Genomic DNA, 16,558 nt, shown 5'->3' with positions numbered 1-16,558 from the left:
TAGGGGAGAATCAATGCTCACTGTGACTTCACTATATTTAGAGGATTATTTAAGATTTATAACAAGAAAAAAAAGAGACCGGGTTCGGTCTCTTTTAGTTATTTCTCGATAGGAGGTATGAATTAATTCGCAAAAAAGTTCGGCAGGAACTCTTTATTAGCTTCCAGCATTTCGTCCAGCATCCGAATCGCTACGTCCACGGACGGAACAAGCGGGTGATGTGCGAGCGCCTGAAGGGCAAGGGCGCGGTCTCCGGTTACAGCGGCGTCAATCGCCAGCTGTTCATAGGTTTTGACAGCATGAATGAGTCCTTTAGCCATGGTTGGAATTTTGGTCAGTGGCAGAGGTAGCGGGCCGTTTTTGGTGACCACGCAGTTCACTTCAATGCTGGCGTCATCTGGCAGGAAGTCCAATATGCCGCGGTTAGCGACATTTAGGGTCTGAATGTCGTTTGATCCGTTATGGAGCGATCTCATGAGGTTAACAGCTGCTTCTGAGTAAAAAGCACCGCCGCGCTGTTCCAGCTGCTTCGGCTTCTCGCTTAGCTCTAGATTGCCATAAAGCTCGAAGAGCTCTTCTTCTACACGTTTGACGACTTCAGCACGGTTAATGCCTTGTTTATGGGATTCCATCTGCTCTTCGAGCATGGCATCGGTCATATAGAAATATTTTAAATAGTATGAGGGCAGTGCATGAAGGGATTGCAGGAATTCCGGGTTCCATTCTCTTGCCGGTACGTTCTTAGCGCTGTAGCTGGTTGTATCTGCAAGCATATCATCCAGCTTGTCTTCACCTTCAACATCGATACGAGTAATCCAGTGCAAGTGGTTGAGGCCCACAAATTCGGCATATACGCGGTCTGCTGCTACATTATATTTGGCAGAGACTTGCTTGATCAGGCCGATAGGTGCGTTGCACAGGCCAATACTTTTAACCTTAGAATATTTCAGAACGGCTTCGGTGACCATCCCAGCAGGGTTAGTGAAATTGAGCAGCCATGCGTTGGGAGCCAGTTCCTCGATATCACGGCATACATCCAGAATAACAGGGATGGTGCGCAGTGCTTTCATCATTCCCCCAGGACCTGTTGTTTCTTGGCCAATAACGCCATATTTGAGCGGAATCGACTCATCACGGGCACGGGCATCAAGCATGCCGACACGCATTTGGGTGCTGACGAAGTCGGCGCCTTCGATAGCTTTACGGCGGTCTGTTGTCAGATGAACCTCAATCGGAAGGCCGGATTTCTCCACCATACGTTTTGCCAAATTACCTACAATATTCAGCTTGCGAAGACCAGGCTCAATATCTACAAGCCATAATTCGCGCACGGGAAGTTCTTTATAGTGAAGAATGAATCCCTCTACTAATTCTGGGGTATACGAAGAACCTCCACCGATAACTGCAATCTTTAATCCTTGGTTAGCTGCCAAGATTAATCACTCCTGTCTTGTAGTTTGTTTGATCGATTCATAATCCTGAAATTTCCGCATTTTGTCATATACTTCACTACTAAGGGCCAATCCATCTTGATCCATAGCTGACCATACTGCACCGACTACAGGCTCTGTGGCAAGGGTAACCACGGTTGCCTGAGGGGCTGCAGCATGTACAGCTTTCTCGATAGGCTGGCGAATCCAACCGCGATCCCCTCGGGTTAGCAGACTTCCTGCCAGCACCACATCGAAGGTCTCCTGCTCCATGCCTAGCTTGTGAATGATAGCTGCCGCAGACTTACCTAGTTCAACCCCTTGCCGATGTAAAATCTCCAACGCTACGGCATCTCCTTCAGCTGCTGCTTCAAAGAGCAGGCGAGCAACATTTACAGGGACTTTTTTCCAATGATCGAGGAAATCGTGAAACATATGCCCAACTTCCTCATAACCTAGCATTTTTAGCAGTAAGCCTGTTAAGAGGGTGGGCTGTTCCCGGCCGTCCCAAGCTCGGATAACGGAACGAAACACCTCAATATTGAGTGCGCCACCTCCGCCAAAATCACCGTACATATAGTCAAAGCCGCCGCATTGATAATGCTCTCCCTGCAGGTTTCTGCCTGCTGAATTGGTGCCGGTGCCGCAGATGAGCGCGACACCATATGGGCGATTCGTTCCGGCGCGTAGACCGATCATAGTGTCACAGTTAATAGTGTATTTGGTGAATCCTATCTGGCGTATCATCGGATGGAGAATAGCGTAGTCGGCCTCGCGATCAGCACCGGCAAGTCCGAGATAGGTATGCTGGATGTCTTCCAACCGGAGTCCGGCTTCAGCCAGTGCCCCGAATGTGGCCTCTTGAATACTGTTGGCGGCCTCAAGGGCGCCTGTCTGGTGGTTGCCGTTACCGCTCTTGCCTTTACCAAGAACATTGCCATGTTCATCGCTTAGCAGAGCATAGGTTTTCGTGCCTCCCCCATCGATCCCCAAGTAGTAAGTCAATGGTCGTCACTCCTAGTGTATAAAATTTAATCTACTCAGCTCCGGTAGACTCACGTACGATAAGTTCCGGATCAATCCGCATCCCGGCTCCGCGTTTCATCTTTCCAGAGATGCGTTTGAGCAGCATATCCGCGGCTGCCAGCCCGATTTTATCCGCAGGCTGACGTATTGTTGTCAGATGTGGATGAAGCTGTGAAGCAATATAATGATCGTCATAGCCGACCACTGCCACCTCTTCGGGTACCTGAATACCCGCTTCCATCAGGGCATTGATGACTCCTAGCGCGATATTGTCATCCCCGGCGAATACGGCGGTGGGCAGCTTTCCTTCCTTCAGCCAACGTTTGCAGGTATCGTATCCCATACCAATATCGAAATCACCTGGTACGATCTCAAAGGGGGTCAGCCCTTGTTCCTGAAGCGCCTGTAGGAATCCACTGCGCCGCTCCCGCGTACTCCGGAACATTTCCTGACCGCAGAGATGAGCGATTGAAGTATGTCCCAGCTCCAGCAGATGACGCGTAGCTGCATATCCCCCCTTGAAGTTGTCGATCGTGATGGAGTAGGTATCATTTTCGGGCTTCTGATTATCTATCAGCACATAAGGGATACCCCGCCGTTTTAACTCCACAATATAATTGTCCTCTTCCATTGGAGAGAGCAGAATTAAACCGTCTACACGATCCTCCTGAATTAAATAATGGCTGTCATCCGATTCGATGCCTGTTGAGATAGATATGGCTAAAAAATAACCATGCATCGCTAATATTTCATTCAGCTCTTTGACCACTGCGTCAAAAAAGGAATCTTGCAGGGTAGTGACAATAATGCCGATAATTCCCGTCTTACCGCTTGCCAGACTGCGTGCCGCAGCATTAGGGCGGTAATCCAGCTCTTTAATTGCCTCCAGTACCTTTTGGCGATTATTCTCACGCACCGATTCGGCCCCATTTAACACCCGGGATACGGTTACAACGGATAATCCGGATTTTTTGGCTACATCAAAAATACTCACTTTCATCTTTAATTCTCCTCACGGCAGATTTTCCGATCCTGTTTTCTACTTTCAGTATACAGGGTTGGCAGACTGTCCGCTAAACGTATGATTTCACGCAGGTATACCGTCCCTAAAGGGGGCGGTATACCTGCCAAACAGTTATCGCTGAATGATCTCTGTAACCTTCTTCTGAATCGTCGCCATCACCTCTTCAACCGTCTTATGTCCAGTTTCTACTGGCTGCAATTCATTAATGAACATGTCATTAATTTGCGAGTAGTTGGTGATTAAGTGGTTATAGGATTCGAAGCCGTAGTTAACAGCACCCTCGTAGACATTTTTGATATCCTGTGGATCGATACCGTCAAAATGTTTATAGTAAGCTTCTGCAGCTTCGGTGTTGACTGGCGGGTTACCGCCACTAAGCTCAATGGATTTCTCTTGCACTTCGCTTGTGATCAGGTATTTGATCCATTCAAAAGCTTCCTTCGGATGTTTGGAGTCCTTCAAGATCAGCAGCGGATCGACATAAAGGGTGCTGCGTACCTTATCGTTGCCTCCCCATGGGACAGCAGCAACGCCAATTTTGAAGGGGAAGTCATTTGCGCCTGCAAGGTTCCATGAGCCTCCGATAGACATGCCGATTTTACCAGCAACAAAGGGATCACCGTTCTGTCCAGCTACGCTTTTGCTCCATTCGGAAGAAGGAGAGACTTTATCCTTAAAGACAAGATCAAAAAGCTTGTTGTAGGCAGCGATCACCTCGGGGGAGTCAAAATAAGTCTCGGAAGGCACGCCGCCATTAGTCCATGTATCTTCTGAGTAAGGCTCCGCTCCAAAATATAATGGCCGCATATCGCGTTCGGACCAAGTGAAGTCTACGCCATATTGAGTTTTGGCAATATCATCGGATACAAGCGTCATTTGTTTAGCTTCGTCGACCATTTTTTCAAACGTCCAGCTCTTATCTTCATAATCGCTTGTTGGATAAGTCAGTTTGGCGGCATCAAACATGTCTTTGTTATAGAGCATTAAGGTGACATACATATTGACCGGGATGCCGTAAGTGTGATCTTTAACCTTGTAGATGCCCATCAGATTCTCTGGGATGCTGTAATCCTCTGCCTTGAAACCATCCTCTTTCATAAGGTCGGTCATATCGAGCAACATACCCTTATTGTAGTATTCTGCGAAACCTCCATACCCCCAGTGACTTGTCACGTCGGGCGATTTGCCGCCGGCAATTAGCGTTTGCAGCTTGCTGTCGAACTGCTCATATGGCGCTTTTTCCACTTTCACTTTAATATTCGGATGCTGCTTCTCGAAATCAGGGATTAACTTTTCGACAAATGTGCGGTCTTCTGAATCTATTGTGTAATGGGTAATCGTTACCGTTTCTGCTTTGCCTCCAGAATTAGTAGAGCTACCGTCTCCTTCAGATAGGGCGTTACCCGCCGATTTGCCGCCGCTACAGCCTGATAAGGCTAGAACAACGAGCATGGTTGCTGCAAGTAAAAGTGCAATACTTTTCCTGTTCTTGTTCATTAGCTAAACCCTCCATGATTTCAAGTATATTTGGCCGCCTTATGGCGGATTATTACTTAATCCCTGTAAGTACAATCCCTTCGACGAACTGTTTCTGGGCTACAGCAAACAGCGTAACGATTGGGACCATAGCTAGAACCGAAGCAACCATTAGCAGATGCCAAGGTGGAATGCGGAACCTCGATGAGGTAAGAGAAGCCATCCCGACGGGTAGCGTGAACTTATCTGATGAGCTTAAGTAAAGCACTGGCGTAAGCAGATCATTCCAGTTGTAGATAAAAGCAAAGATAGCTACGGTTGCAAGTGCAGGTTTGGAGAGTGGGATTGCTATGGTAGCCCACATTCGTATTTCGCCACAGCCATCAATGCGTCCGGCATCAAACAGCTCTTCAGGCAATGTAGAGAAGAATTGGCGCAGCAGAAAAATATTATAGGCAGAGCCGAAGAAAGCAGGCACGATTAAGGGTAAAAAGGTATCGATCCAGTTCATTTGCGAAAAGAGTACAAATTGCGGAATCATAATGGCTGGATAGGGTAACATCATGGTGCTAAGCAGCAGGATGAACCACACCTGATTACCTGTACCTCTGAATCTGGCGAATCCATAAGCGACTAGCGCCGAAGAAATCAAGGTTCCCACAACACTAAAGCCGGCGATAATCAGACTGTTTTTATAAAGTGTACCGAACTGCAGGGTATCAAATATTTCTGTGTAATTGCTCCACTGCCAGCTCTCCGGAAGAAAGGTGGGTGGGAACTTCAGCATCTCACGTTTGGACTTAAGTGAAGTGGAGACCATGAAGAACAAAGGAAGCAGCATCAGAAATGTTGTAACTACTAAAGTAATAAAGCTGAAAATCTTAACAGGCTCCGCTTTCCGGCGGCGTTTTGTTCCTTTAGTCCGGGGGTTTAGCGCTCTGACTGTACTCATTTGCGTCCGCCTCCTTCATAGTGAACATAACGGTTAGACAATTTCATAATTAGTGCGGTGCACAGCATAACTACGATAAGGAGCACCCATGCCAAGGCTGAGGAATAACCGGCACGATATTCTTTGAAGGCGCTGGTGTAGAGATTATAGACATAGAACCAGGTAGAGTAATTCGGCCCCCCTTGAGTCATGACAAAAGCTTGGGTAAAGACTTGGAAGGAATCGATCAGTCCCATAATTAGTTGGAAGAGCAGCACGGGAGAGATCATCGGTAAGGTAATGTTCAGGAAGATTCTGAAGCGCCCAGCACCGTCAAGGTTAGCGGCTTCGATCAAGCTTGCCGGTACGCCTTGCAGACCTGCGAGGAATAAAATCATTCCTGAGCCTGCTGTCCAGAAAGTCATGATAATCAAGGCATATAGCGCAGTGTCTGGGTTCATTAGCCAAGCCGGTCCATGAATACCGAACCAGGAAAGGATGTAATTGAAGAGCCCGATCTGCGGGTTGAAGATCCAGTACCAAAGCAGGGACATGGCCACGCCGGATACCATGCTTGGAAAATACATTGCTGTTCTGAAAAAGCCGCGCAGAGGAATGGTCTGGTGGAGCAATAGCGCAAAGCCAAGACCGAGCGCAAGCTGGATAGGTACACCGATGAAGGTATATCTCAGCGTGACAACCACCGATTTCCAGAACAGGTCATTGTGAAACATCTCTGTGTAGTTAGCGAGCCCGATAAATTTAGGTGGGTGTATGATGTCATAATCAGTAAAGCTGAAGTAAAGCGATGATAAGATAGGATAAAGGGCGAATACTAGGAAGCCGATAATCCAAGGAGAAATGAACAGATACATGTAGAACGTCTGCCGCCTGTTCTCGCGATTGATCATGACACACCAACCTCTCGTTTTAAAAGTATAAGCGCTTTAACTTTTAATCATACTAACACTATTAATTAGCAATAATACTAGGCGCCTAGATATTAAAGTTTAATCGCTTTAACTTTTTGATTCGCTTTAATAAGCTTATCATAGAGGATGATCACTAAATAATCAACACTTATTTTAACTATAAAAGCGCTATCAGTCATTAAACGTAACATGTATTCTGCTATTTTTGTGAAAAATGGACCTAGAACAAGATTTGAGAGATTATTGTGTTAACTATTATAACGCAATATTATTATTTTTTGATTGATATTTCTCATGCTATGATTAGGTTTGGTCATATTTTGTTAGAAATGAGGAAACTGAATGACGACTAGACCTTACTTAAAAATGATCCAGCATTCTGTTACAGCCTCAGGGATTAGCTTTGAGGAAATTACACCAAATTTCGTATATAGAGCGACAGATGGAGTGAAATCATTTGTGATGGTAGACGCTGAGATCGGACTAAACAACAGTGCTTCTACGATTATTGCCATGAGTAAATCTCTAACTTATGATGTTTTGCATAAGGCGAATATCCCAGCCGTAGAACATATTTATTTGCCGCATCCTGACTCCAAATTTAGCAATTTGAATCCTTATCCATTGGCTGAGTGTTATTTCCAAGCGCGCAATGGGGAGGTAGTTATGAAGCAGGATAACGGGGCGCAGGGAAAGCATGTGTACAAAATCAATGAGATAGCCGATCTGCATGAAAAGCTGGATTTATTATTTTCTTTACAGCTTAATGGGGCAATAGGTCCTTATTATGAAGCGGAGATTGAGTATAGAATTGTAACCTTTAATCATCAGGCGCGTGTATTCCTTGGCAAAAAAAGAGTTCGTTCGTGGAAGCATAATTTGATTAACGGGGCTGTTACGATTGAGGTGAAAGATCAGGCCAAACAAGAGGCGCTGGCGGAGCTTGCCTCCCGGACCTCTAAAGCGCTGGGCCTTGATTTCTGCTCAGTAGATATCTTAGAGACAAATCAAGGCTTGATGGTGATTGAGGTCAACCATAAGGTGATGTTAGATGAATATTGCAAGCAAAATCCAAGTGAAGTACCTGGCCTCTCAGACCTTTACAGGGAAGTTATTCTTCAGCGTATGAATCAGTTATAAGCCGATATTCAGCAGCGATTGCCCGAATAATCTTTTGGCATTTCCGATTAGAGTTTGCGTACCCACGATTACAATAATCTCCGAAGGTGATTGTTCTTTAAGATACGTAAGAGCATCCTCTAAACAAGGGAATTCGGAACTTTTTTTGAGAAAACTTTTGGCGATTAGCAGGGCATCCGTAGGGAAAATCAGATGGCTTATATCGGGTTTGGTTACGATTAGTTGATCCGAGACTGTGCTCATGACTTCAAGGACCCCTGTGTAATCTTTATCCTTAGGGACACCGATGATGGATGTGACGGTACGGCTGCGCTCAGGATTCACTAATTGAATAAGTTCAGCCAGATAGCTTGCAGAATCTCTATGAATAGCTCCGTCAATAATCGTCAGTGGGTCATGATAGATAACTTCACAACGCCCCGGCCATTGTAATTGTTCAAAACAGTGATGTACGATCTCCTGATCAAGGGGTCCCCCTGTAATCTCTTCACAAAGTGACACTGCACTGGCAGCATTGACCGCTTGAAACTGTCCCAATAGCGGGAGGGTCAAGGATGGATAAATGGCTTGCTTCGTCCGGACATCAAAAGTAGTCCCGATAGAAGTGGTTGTGATAGATTCAGCTAAAAACTGTTCTTCATAATATTGCACAGGGTTGGAGGAGAGGTTGTCCTTCATGATCGCAAGAACTCCCGATTTCTGTTTGCTAACATAGACATTTGTTGTGTTGTTTTTGACAATCCCCAGCTTATGCAGTGTAATGCTGTTCAGATCAGGTCCCAAATGGGCTACATGCTCTTCCATAATTGGGGTAATGACAGCCCAGTCATTGCTCAGGACATTGGTGTCATCAAACCTTCCCCCTCTACCGCATTCAATCACATTGATATCTGTACCCTTCTCCTTAAAGTACAAAGCCGCAATAGCCAAAGCAACCCCAACCGGACCTTGATATTCGTCAGCAGCAAGCTGCTCCTCAATCTGGTGGAAGCCCCCGCGAATTACATTACCTAATCGTACAAAGTCTTCGGTGGCTATTGCCTGCCCATTGACCCGGATTCTTTCGTTGAAATCCACCAGGTGAGGGGAGGTGAATAACCCCACTTTATATCCCAAGTGACTTAACAGAGAGGAGATAAATCTAGAGGTGGAGCCTTTACCTTTACTGCCTGTGACCAGTATGTATTTTTGATTACGATCCGGACTTCCAACTGCATCCAGTAATACTCTGGTTAACTCCGGTTTTCTAACTTCTTCATCCAAAGTTTGTGTAATGTTGTTAATGGCTCTTAGATAAGAGCTGTAGATCATATCTTCAACTTGGGATTGTGAAGTGAATTCCACGGAAATCCCTCCATTTAATTAATTTTGGCGCGTTCCTCAGATAGTGTTGTGTAGATGATAATCGGAAGTAACACAAGAGAAATGATGACGGTCAGAGCGATGCTCCAGTTCAAATCTTTATATAGCTGTACTATGGTGAACAACAAAGCGATAACAGGTAAGACCAGTTTGTTTAAGTGCTTTAGGAATAAGGAGTACATACTTCTTTTTACGGTAACTGATGTGCCGATGCTTGGAATTTCTAACTCGTTACGCGATAAGGCGGTGATTCCGATAAATAAGTGGCTGTCGATAAATTTAAGCTGCTCATTATCCGCATGAAGCTTGACCGACTGGGCAATATGCTCCGTATCGATGTCTAAGATGGGGATGGTGATTTGTTTTGAATTATAGGAGATCACGATCTGATCTGTTTCTTCCATGCCTAGCAGTTTTCTAACATTCGGATGAATTCTGCATAAGTTCTGGTGCTCATCAAAAGGGTAAGGATGGCCCACTCTGAGGGTGAGCTCTCTTTTGCCAATAAAAAAGTTCCCTAATGCACTTAAGGGCCGTTGGATCAGTTGATTGATAAGTTTATGTATACATGGCTTGGGTTGGGAACGCGTCCTAGCGCGAGTAATGATTAATGGGTCATGCCCCTCGGAATGGGTTTCAAGCAATAACATGATGTATCTGTTGAAGTAAAGGGTATTCGGTTTGGCTGTGCTATCTTCTCGTAAAGTTAGGTTTACCCGGAAGCCGTTTGTGGGATTGATTAGTTCCACTTGATTCGTATATTTACGGACGAGTGCTGGACAGGCTTTTACATAGGGTTTGGCAATCTCGTCCACTTTAGGAATTCCCCGAAGAACTGTGTCGTATTCTGGCTTCGTTATAGTTAATCCTGTAGTGAGGCAGTCCCCGAGCTTGTCCTTTGCCCGCTTGGATAATTGGATTGTACCTCTTGGCACCTCATCTGCCGATAAAATTAAACAGCTGACTTTCACACCATTCTCTGCTGTAAGATCAACGAAGATATGCTGGACTAAACCTAATTCCTTTAACTCTTCAGAGTTCATTGTGATTTCTTCACGAGGTTGAAGGCTTTGTTTGTCTAGAATAGTAAAGGTTTGCTCGATAATAATGTCAGACACCGCCCAATAGTTTAATGATTTGTTCAAGGGAATGAATGGTTTTTTGGAATAAATCAAACGCATTCGGGTTACGATAATTTCGATTAATTTCAATTTGAATACTTTGAACTAACAATTCCTTAGCACAATATGAAGTAATCGTTCCAGGATGGGAAGCGGAAAATGTATGATTTTGTCGAACTTTGGTAATACCATTATTGTTAAAGATGCCTATGACGTCATTTAAATTATTCTCTCGTATAGAGGTTCCGTACAGTGTCCCTAGGTCAATATCAAACTCCCGAAGTTTGGAAGCCCCGTGCAGATCGATCACAAACTGAATGCGATGTTCTTTGACAAGCGCTCGTAGCGCAGCCTTATATTCTCCACCTAAGATGTAATTTGGGTCTTCTTTGGAGAAGCTATTCGAATAAATACAGTAGCAATTTGTGAGCTTTTGTAACAAGAGGGCAAGGGAGCCTGTATACATGTCAGCTGGTTTTACAGCATGTTCTCGAAAATGGTTAATGGCATGTGGAGCTGAGACAAGTACAGGAAGGGAGCCTTCTACAATCGAGTAGGAGGGATCTACCCCGATATCGCCAAAATAATTATTATTGGAGAATTGTAGCTCATACTGTTCGATCAGAGATAAAATATGCAATCACCTATTCATAGTTATTTAATGGGTCGTTAACCATTAGTATGTCCTAAGCATTCACCATTCATGAATAAGGATGAATCTATTATAACGCTTGCAAGGTTTGCCGTGGGCAGTTTTTCCATAAAATGATTCTAAAAGATTAGCTATTGAAAAGTTCAAAACGGTGTGCTAATATTTCAATTGAAAACGTTACCGATAAGGATACCGATAAGGATACCAAAAAGTAGGCTGGGGATTACTTAAGCAAATGAAAACGCTGACATAATTTTCACTGAGAGCATCGGAACGTCTTCATGCGAAGTAATCTAATAAAAAGTACGAGGGGGAAGAAGAATGAAGAATATCAAAAAATATTTAGGGCTCATGTTAGTAATGTCTATGGTTGTTGTCTTAGCGGCAGGATGTGGGAATAAAGAAAATAATTCTGCATCCAATGATGGAAACGCTACATCTGGTAAAAAAGGGTCAGTTTATTTCTTGAACTTCAAACCTGAGATTGCAGAAATATATGAAAAGATCGCTAAGGATTACGAAGCAGAAACAGGAGTTAAGGTAAAAGTCGTAACGGCTGCTGCGGGTACTTACGAAACTAAATTGAAATCCGAAATCTCCAAGTCTGAAGCGCCAACTATTTTCCAAATTAACGGACCTGTTGGTTTTCAATCCTGGAAAGATTACACCTTGGATTTGAAAGATACTAAGCTTTACAGCTATCTGTCCGACAAAAGCTTGGCTGTAACTGAAGGTGAAGGCGTGTATGGTATCCCTTACGTAGTTGAAGGATACGGCATCATCTACAACGACGCAATTATGAAGAAATACTTCGCTTTGGCTGATAAAGCGGTATCGATCTCCACCACAACTGAGATCAATAACTTCGATACTTTGAAGGCAGTAGTAGAAGATATGACGGCTAAAAAAGACCAACTGGGTATTAAAGGTGTATTCGCCTCCACTTCCCTCGCTGCTGGCGAGCAATGGAGATGGCAGACTCACCTTGCAAACTTGCCGCTGTACTATGAATTCAAAGACAATACTGAGTTTGACAACACCGTTCTTGCGGGTCTAGCTTCTAAAGAAGTTGAATTCAAATACAACGATAAATTTAAAAATATTTTCGATCTGTACATCAAGAACTCTGTAACTAAAGAATCCTTGCTGGGTAGTAAATCCGTAGCTGACTCCATGGCTGAATTTGCACTAGGTAACGCAGCAATGGTTCAAAACGGTAACTGGGCTTGGTCACAAATCAACGATGTTGACGGTAACGTAGTTAAAGCTGAAGAAATCAAATTCTTGCCTGTTTACACCGGTATGGAAGGCGAAGAAAAACAAGGTCTGGCTGTAGGTACAGAAAACTATTTCGCAATCAACAGCAAAGTATCTGCTGAGAACCAACAAGCTTCTATCGCTTTCTTGGAATGGTTGTTCTCCAGTGAAAAAGGTAAAGCTTATGTAACTAACGATCTAGGTTTCATCGCTCCATTCAATACCTTTGAAGACAGCGAAAAACCAGCAGATCCACTTGCTAAAGAAGTATCTGCTTGGATGGAAAAAGATCTTACTTCTGTAGCTTGGACATTCGCAGCATTCCCAAGTGAAGAATTCAAAAACGTCTTTGGTGATGCCCTCTTGCAATACGCTCAAGGAAACAAAACTTGGGATGAAGTTGTAACCATCTTCAAGGACACTTGGAAGGCTGAAAAAGCAAAATAATAAATGCATGGAAAGATGCTTGAATAACTCTCAGTTGTCATACAGATAAAAGCTTAGTGCCACTGGGCTCCCTCGGGATTCAGTGGCACTAAGCAACAATTTGAGTGGATCTTGCTACGTTTCATCATTTTCCATACTGAGATAGGAGAAGACTCCATGGAAAAATCGATAAAAAAATATTTTGCTCTTTTTGCATTACCGACCATAATAGCCTTTGGAATTGCATTTGTGATCCCTTTTCTTTTGGGTATATATTTGTCTTTTACAGAGTTTACTACAGTCAATGATGCAACATGGATAGGGTTTGGCAATTACGCTAAAGCTTTTTCGAATCAAGAGTTTCTAAATGCATTAGGTTTTACCGTTAAATTCACAGTTTTATCTGTTCTTACTATTAATGTGTTCGCCTTCATCTTGGCGATGTTGTTAACTAGAAAGCTAAAAGGTACCAACGTATTTAGAACGATCTTCTTTATGCCTAACTTGATAGGCGGTATCGTATTAGGATACATCTGGCAGTTGATTTTTAATGGGATTTTGTACAAATTTGGTGTCACTTTGACCTCTGATGCAACGTACGGATTTTGGGGACTAATCGTTCTTATGAATTGGCAATTGATAGGGTACATGATGATTATCTATGTTGCAGGTATTCAGAATGTTCCTAAAGATATAGTAGAAGCCGCAAGAATTGATGGAGCTTCACGTTCTAAGATTTTGCGTAATGTGACTATTCCACTCGTAATGCCGTCCATTACTATTTGTTTATTCTTAACCTTATCCAATTCATTTAAATTGTTTGACCAGAACTTAGCATTAACCGCTGGTGCTCCGTCTAAGCAGACCTCCATGTTAGCACTGGACATCTACAATACATTCTACGGAAAATCAGGATGGGAAGGTGTCGGTCAAGCGAAAGCCGTCGTATTCTTTGCTTTAGTAGCCTTAATCGCCTTAATACAACTTGTCATTACTAGAAGAAAGGAGGTTGAGAACTAATGCAAAAGACTAGAGCAAAAGATTATTCCATATTCACCATTTTGTTGGTCTTGGCCATTGCGTTCTTATCTCCTATTTTTATTGTTCTGATGAACTCCTTCAAGGGTAAGTTCTACATTAGTGATACGCCGTTCTTATTCCCTAATGAGACTACATTTGTTGGTTTAAAGAACTATACTAGTGGTGTAGCAAAGATTGATTTTTTCAGTGCCTTCGGAATGTCCTTGTTTATCACGGTATGCTCGGTGGCTGTGATCGTGTTATTTACTTCCATGACTGCATGGTACATTACCCGGGTGAAGTCCAAATTCACAGGTATGATGTATTATGCGTTTGTATTCTCGATGATCGTGCCTTTCCAAATGGTTATGTTCACAATGACTAAGACTGCAAACGTGCTGCATCTCGACAATCCGATTGGGATTATCTTAATCTATTTAGGGTTTGGATCAGGGCTGTCTGTGTTTATGTTTAGCGGATTTGTGAAGTCTATCCCGCTTGAGGTTGAAGAAGCGGTAATGATTGATGGCTGTAATCCACCTCAGGCCTTCTTTAAAGTGGTATTGCCCATCCTGAAACCTATTGCTGTAACTGTAGCTATCCTTAATGTAATGTGGGTATGGAACGACTTCCTATTGCCAGACCTGCTGATTGGTACAGAATATAAAACGATTCCTATTGCGATCCAGTACCTAAAGGGTGGATACGGATCGATTGACATGGGAGCTATGATGGCGATGCTGGTCTTAGCTATTGTGCCAATCATCATTTTCTACCTGACTTGTCAAAAGTACATCATCGAAGGTGTCGTTGCCGGTGCGGTTAAGGGTTAAGCTTGATCTACCTCGTTAAATAAATTAATATTCATGTAAGAAGCGAGTAGGGTGTTTTTCTTGATGGGTGACCATCAGGAATCCCCTGCTTTCTTATTTTGACTATGAAGTTGAATAAGGATTAAGGAGTTTGATAGATACTAACAAGTAAAGGATAGATAGAAATGGAGAGACTGACTATTATAGACATCGCCAAATTATGCGGTGTTGGCGTGACTACTGTATCAAGGGCTATTAACAATCATCCGGATATTAATGAAGAAACAAAAGCGATGGTTATGAGGGTTATCAAAGAAAATCATTATGTTCCGAACAACAGTGCAAGAAATTTAAAACGTTCTGATTCGAAAACGATTGCAGTATTGATTAAAGGGATATCCAATCCATTTTTTAGCCCGATGATCAAAGTGTTCGAAAAAGAGATTCAACGCAAGAAATACTCCTTCATCCTACAACGAGTTGATGAGAATCAAGATGAGATCGAAGTGGCGATTGAGCTGGAGAAAGAAAAACGGTTGAAGGGAATTGTCTTCTTAGGGGGGTTATTCTCACACTCTCAAGAGAAATTACAGCAATTAACGGTTCCATTTGTCCTTAGTACGATTGGGATGACGGAAGAGTTTGATTTGAGCGACTATTCCTCTGTATCTGTAGATGACTTTAATGAGAGTTATAAAATTGTCGACTATCTATGTAATCTAGGGCATGAGAAAATCGCGGTCATTACTGCACCAGAAGAAGATGTAAGTATCGGTAAGTTGAGATATGAAGGGTATAAAAAGGCTTTAGCTGATCATGGAATCGCTTATAATGAACGGCTAGTGCGGCGGATGAAAGAAGATATCGACAGTTACAGTATGGAAAATGGGTATGCGGTTACAAAAGAATTGCTAGAGTTAGGAGAAGAGTTCAGCGCTATTTTCACCTTATCAGATAGTATGGCTATCGGCGCCTGTAAGGCGATATTTGAAGCGGGCAAGCGAGTCCCGGAAGATTACTCGGTTGCTGGTTATGACGGATTGGATATTTCCTTCTATTATAATCCTTCTATTACTACCATCAAACAGCCGGTAGTAGAGATTGCGGAAGCGACGATTAAGATTCTTTTTGATCTCATCAATAAGAAGGTTAATCATGCGCATCAGATTTTCCCGGCAGAATTAATAGTTAGAGAATCTACGAGGTCTTTATTGTAGTTTCAACAAGTGAGTATGTTTAAGTTTATTTACGAATCGGGGTGGGGAGATAGAACCGCAAGAGATTAAACCTAACGATATCAACAGCATCACACGGTTTCTCACCGCATTTGGTGATCCTACTCGGATTCGGATTGTTACGTTATTAGGGAATAAAGGTCGGCTGAATGTTGGGGAAATTGCAGGTGAATTCGAAATAAGCAGGCCAGCGATTTCACATCATCTCAAAATCCTACGGGATGCCCGCATTGTTGACCATAAAAAGAGAGGCCAGGAAGTCTATTACTGGCTGGCGCGTGAACGGCTAGCAACAAACTTTAGGGCGCTTGCTGATTTGGCAACGTCGTTTAATCATGGGGACTAAGCCATCTCAAGGGAATGGTTCAGTCCCATTTTAGGATAACCAGGCATTTACCATATCCGAGACGGGTTTATAGATAAATATCATCCATCCCAGTGGGTTAGAGAACGAAATATGTAACGCATTAATAAGACTGAAGAAAGTTCCCAGCAACAGAAGAAATGAGAAAATCCACATCTCCTTGATTAATTTTTTCCTCCACATCAGGGAACTTCAATGGCTGCTATAATGGCTACAACTATGAGAATCACTACTATACCCAATATTCACAACCTCCCAAACCATCTAGTTTCGAGATATTAAGTCTTTGCTCAGTGCTCTTCTGAACATTACTGCGCTTAACAAAACCAAGTGTAGTAATAGGTTAACAC

Annotated in this window: 15 protein-coding genes; 6 read left to right on the top strand and 9 right to left on the bottom strand. The window is 43.3% G+C overall.

The genetic code is table 11. The features are described from left to right. Window positions 1-122 precede the first annotated feature (122 nt). From MHH49_RS08690 to MHH49_RS08665, 6 genes are all read right to left on the bottom strand, one after another. Window positions 123-1,433 (bottom strand): 6-phospho-beta-glucosidase, encoded by a 1,311-nt coding sequence (locus MHH49_RS08690; RefSeq protein WP_076101120.1) that lies wholly within the window; start codon window positions 1,431-1,433, stop codon window positions 123-125. Window positions 1,434-1,439: 6 nt separating this feature from the next. Next, window positions 1,440-2,435 carry an N-acetylglucosamine kinase gene (locus MHH49_RS08685; protein WP_326046954.1) on the bottom strand — a complete coding sequence of 332 codons (996 nt, stop codon included), beginning with the start codon at window positions 2,433-2,435 and terminating at the stop codon, window positions 1,440-1,442. Between the two features lie 31 nt (window positions 2,436-2,466). Next, window positions 2,467-3,456 (bottom strand): LacI family DNA-binding transcriptional regulator, encoded by a 990-nt coding sequence (locus MHH49_RS08680; RefSeq protein ID WP_076101123.1) that lies wholly within the window; start codon window positions 3,454-3,456, stop codon window positions 2,467-2,469. A 135-nt stretch (window positions 3,457-3,591) separates the two neighbouring features. Next, window positions 3,592-4,977 (bottom strand): ABC transporter substrate-binding protein, encoded by a 1,386-nt coding sequence (locus tag MHH49_RS08675; protein ID WP_076141426.1) that lies wholly within the window; start codon window positions 4,975-4,977, stop codon window positions 3,592-3,594. 52 nt (window positions 4,978-5,029) lie between these two features. Then, entirely contained in the window at window positions 5,030-5,908 is an 879-nt protein-coding gene (locus MHH49_RS08670) for a carbohydrate ABC transporter permease (RefSeq protein WP_339812585.1), read from the bottom strand. Next, window positions 5,905-6,798, bottom strand: a complete 894-nt coding sequence (locus tag MHH49_RS08665) for a carbohydrate ABC transporter permease (protein WP_036687229.1) — start codon at window positions 6,796-6,798, stop codon at window positions 5,905-5,907. The genes MHH49_RS08670 and MHH49_RS08665 overlap by 4 nt, the downstream gene beginning before the upstream one ends. 363 nt (window positions 6,799-7,161) lie before the next feature. Here MHH49_RS08665 and MHH49_RS08660 point away from each other — a divergent pair, with 363 nt between their 5' ends. Next, a complete protein-coding gene (locus MHH49_RS08660) occupies window positions 7,162-7,959 on the top strand; it encodes an ATP-grasp domain-containing protein (protein WP_341138103.1) in 798 nt (265 codons plus the stop codon). Here the strand turns inward: MHH49_RS08660 and MHH49_RS08655 are convergent. From MHH49_RS08655 to MHH49_RS08645, 3 genes are all read right to left on the bottom strand, one after another. Continuing rightward, window positions 7,954-9,303 (bottom strand): bifunctional folylpolyglutamate synthase/dihydrofolate synthase, encoded by a 1,350-nt coding sequence (locus tag MHH49_RS08655; protein ID WP_038568200.1) that lies wholly within the window; start codon window positions 9,301-9,303, stop codon window positions 7,954-7,956. The two genes, MHH49_RS08660 and MHH49_RS08655, sit on opposite strands and share 6 nt — an antisense overlap. Before the next feature lie 14 nt (window positions 9,304-9,317). Further along, entirely contained in the window at window positions 9,318-10,364 is a 1,047-nt protein-coding gene (locus MHH49_RS08650) for a hypothetical protein (RefSeq protein ID WP_341138102.1), read from the bottom strand. A 67-nt stretch (window positions 10,365-10,431) separates the two neighbouring features. Next, on the bottom strand, window positions 10,432-11,082 hold the full coding sequence (locus MHH49_RS08645) for an N-formylglutamate amidohydrolase (protein ID WP_076101130.1): 651 nt from the start codon (window positions 11,080-11,082) through the stop codon (window positions 10,432-10,434). A 333-nt stretch (window positions 11,083-11,415) separates the two neighbouring features. Here MHH49_RS08645 and MHH49_RS08640 point away from each other — a divergent pair, with 333 nt between their 5' ends. From MHH49_RS08640 to MHH49_RS31160, 5 genes are all read left to right on the top strand, one after another. Beyond that, window positions 11,416-12,798 (top strand): ABC transporter substrate-binding protein, encoded by a 1,383-nt coding sequence (locus MHH49_RS08640; protein ID WP_036687237.1) that lies wholly within the window; start codon window positions 11,416-11,418, stop codon window positions 12,796-12,798. A 156-nt stretch (window positions 12,799-12,954) separates the two neighbouring features. Continuing rightward, window positions 12,955-13,797, top strand: a complete 843-nt coding sequence (locus MHH49_RS08635; protein WP_036687240.1) for a carbohydrate ABC transporter permease — start codon at window positions 12,955-12,957, stop codon at window positions 13,795-13,797. After that, a complete protein-coding gene (locus MHH49_RS08630) occupies window positions 13,797-14,630 on the top strand; it encodes a carbohydrate ABC transporter permease (RefSeq protein WP_036687243.1) in 834 nt (277 codons plus the stop codon). The genes MHH49_RS08635 and MHH49_RS08630 overlap by 1 nt, the downstream gene beginning before the upstream one ends. Before the next feature lie 164 nt (window positions 14,631-14,794). Continuing rightward, on the top strand, window positions 14,795-15,826 hold the full coding sequence (locus MHH49_RS08625; protein WP_076107316.1) for a LacI family DNA-binding transcriptional regulator: 1,032 nt from the start codon (window positions 14,795-14,797) through the stop codon (window positions 15,824-15,826). Between the two features lie 49 nt (window positions 15,827-15,875). Next, the gene (locus MHH49_RS31160) at window positions 15,876-16,190 is read left to right on the top strand and encodes an ArsR/SmtB family transcription factor (RefSeq protein ID WP_080742665.1); all 315 of its coding nucleotides are present in this window, start codon (window positions 15,876-15,878) and stop codon (window positions 16,188-16,190) included. The last annotated feature ends 368 nt before the right edge of the window (window positions 16,191-16,558 follow it).

The organism is Paenibacillus sp. FSL F4-0122 (genome assembly GCF_038002845.1).
Taxonomy (GTDB): domain Bacteria; phylum Bacillota; class Bacilli; order Paenibacillales; family Paenibacillaceae; genus Paenibacillus_AQ; species Paenibacillus_AQ odorifer.
The sequence above is the reverse complement of the archived record's forward strand: the minus strand, read 5'-3'. Positions and strand labels throughout refer to the sequence as shown.

Excerpts from the sequence above, each read along its gene's own strand:
- MHH49_RS08680 (WP_076101123.1), bottom strand. The coding sequence starts at position 3,456 with ATGAAAGTGAGTATTTTTGATGTAGCCAAAAAATCCGGATTATCCGTT.
- MHH49_RS08675 (WP_076141426.1), bottom strand. The coding sequence starts at position 4,977 with ATGAACAAGAACAGGAAAAGTATTGCACTTTTACTTGCAGCAACCATG.
- MHH49_RS08670 (WP_339812585.1), bottom strand. The coding sequence starts at position 5,908 with ATGAGTACAGTCAGAGCGCTAAACCCCCGGACTAAAGGAACAAAACGC.
- MHH49_RS08665 (WP_036687229.1), bottom strand. The coding sequence starts at position 6,798 with ATGATCAATCGCGAGAACAGGCGGCAGACGTTCTACATGTATCTGTTC.
- MHH49_RS08660 (WP_341138103.1), top strand. The coding sequence starts at position 7,162 with ATGACGACTAGACCTTACTTAAAAATGATCCAGCATTCTGTTACAGCC.
- MHH49_RS08650 (WP_341138102.1), bottom strand. The coding sequence starts at position 10,364 with ATGAACTCTGAAGAGTTAAAGGAATTAGGTTTAGTCCAGCATATCTTC.
- MHH49_RS08640 (WP_036687237.1), top strand. The coding sequence starts at position 11,416 with ATGAAGAATATCAAAAAATATTTAGGGCTCATGTTAGTAATGTCTATG.
- MHH49_RS08635 (WP_036687240.1), top strand. The coding sequence starts at position 12,955 with ATGGAAAAATCGATAAAAAAATATTTTGCTCTTTTTGCATTACCGACC.
- MHH49_RS08630 (WP_036687243.1), top strand. The coding sequence starts at position 13,797 with ATGCAAAAGACTAGAGCAAAAGATTATTCCATATTCACCATTTTGTTG.
- MHH49_RS08625 (WP_076107316.1), top strand. The coding sequence starts at position 14,795 with ATGGAGAGACTGACTATTATAGACATCGCCAAATTATGCGGTGTTGGC.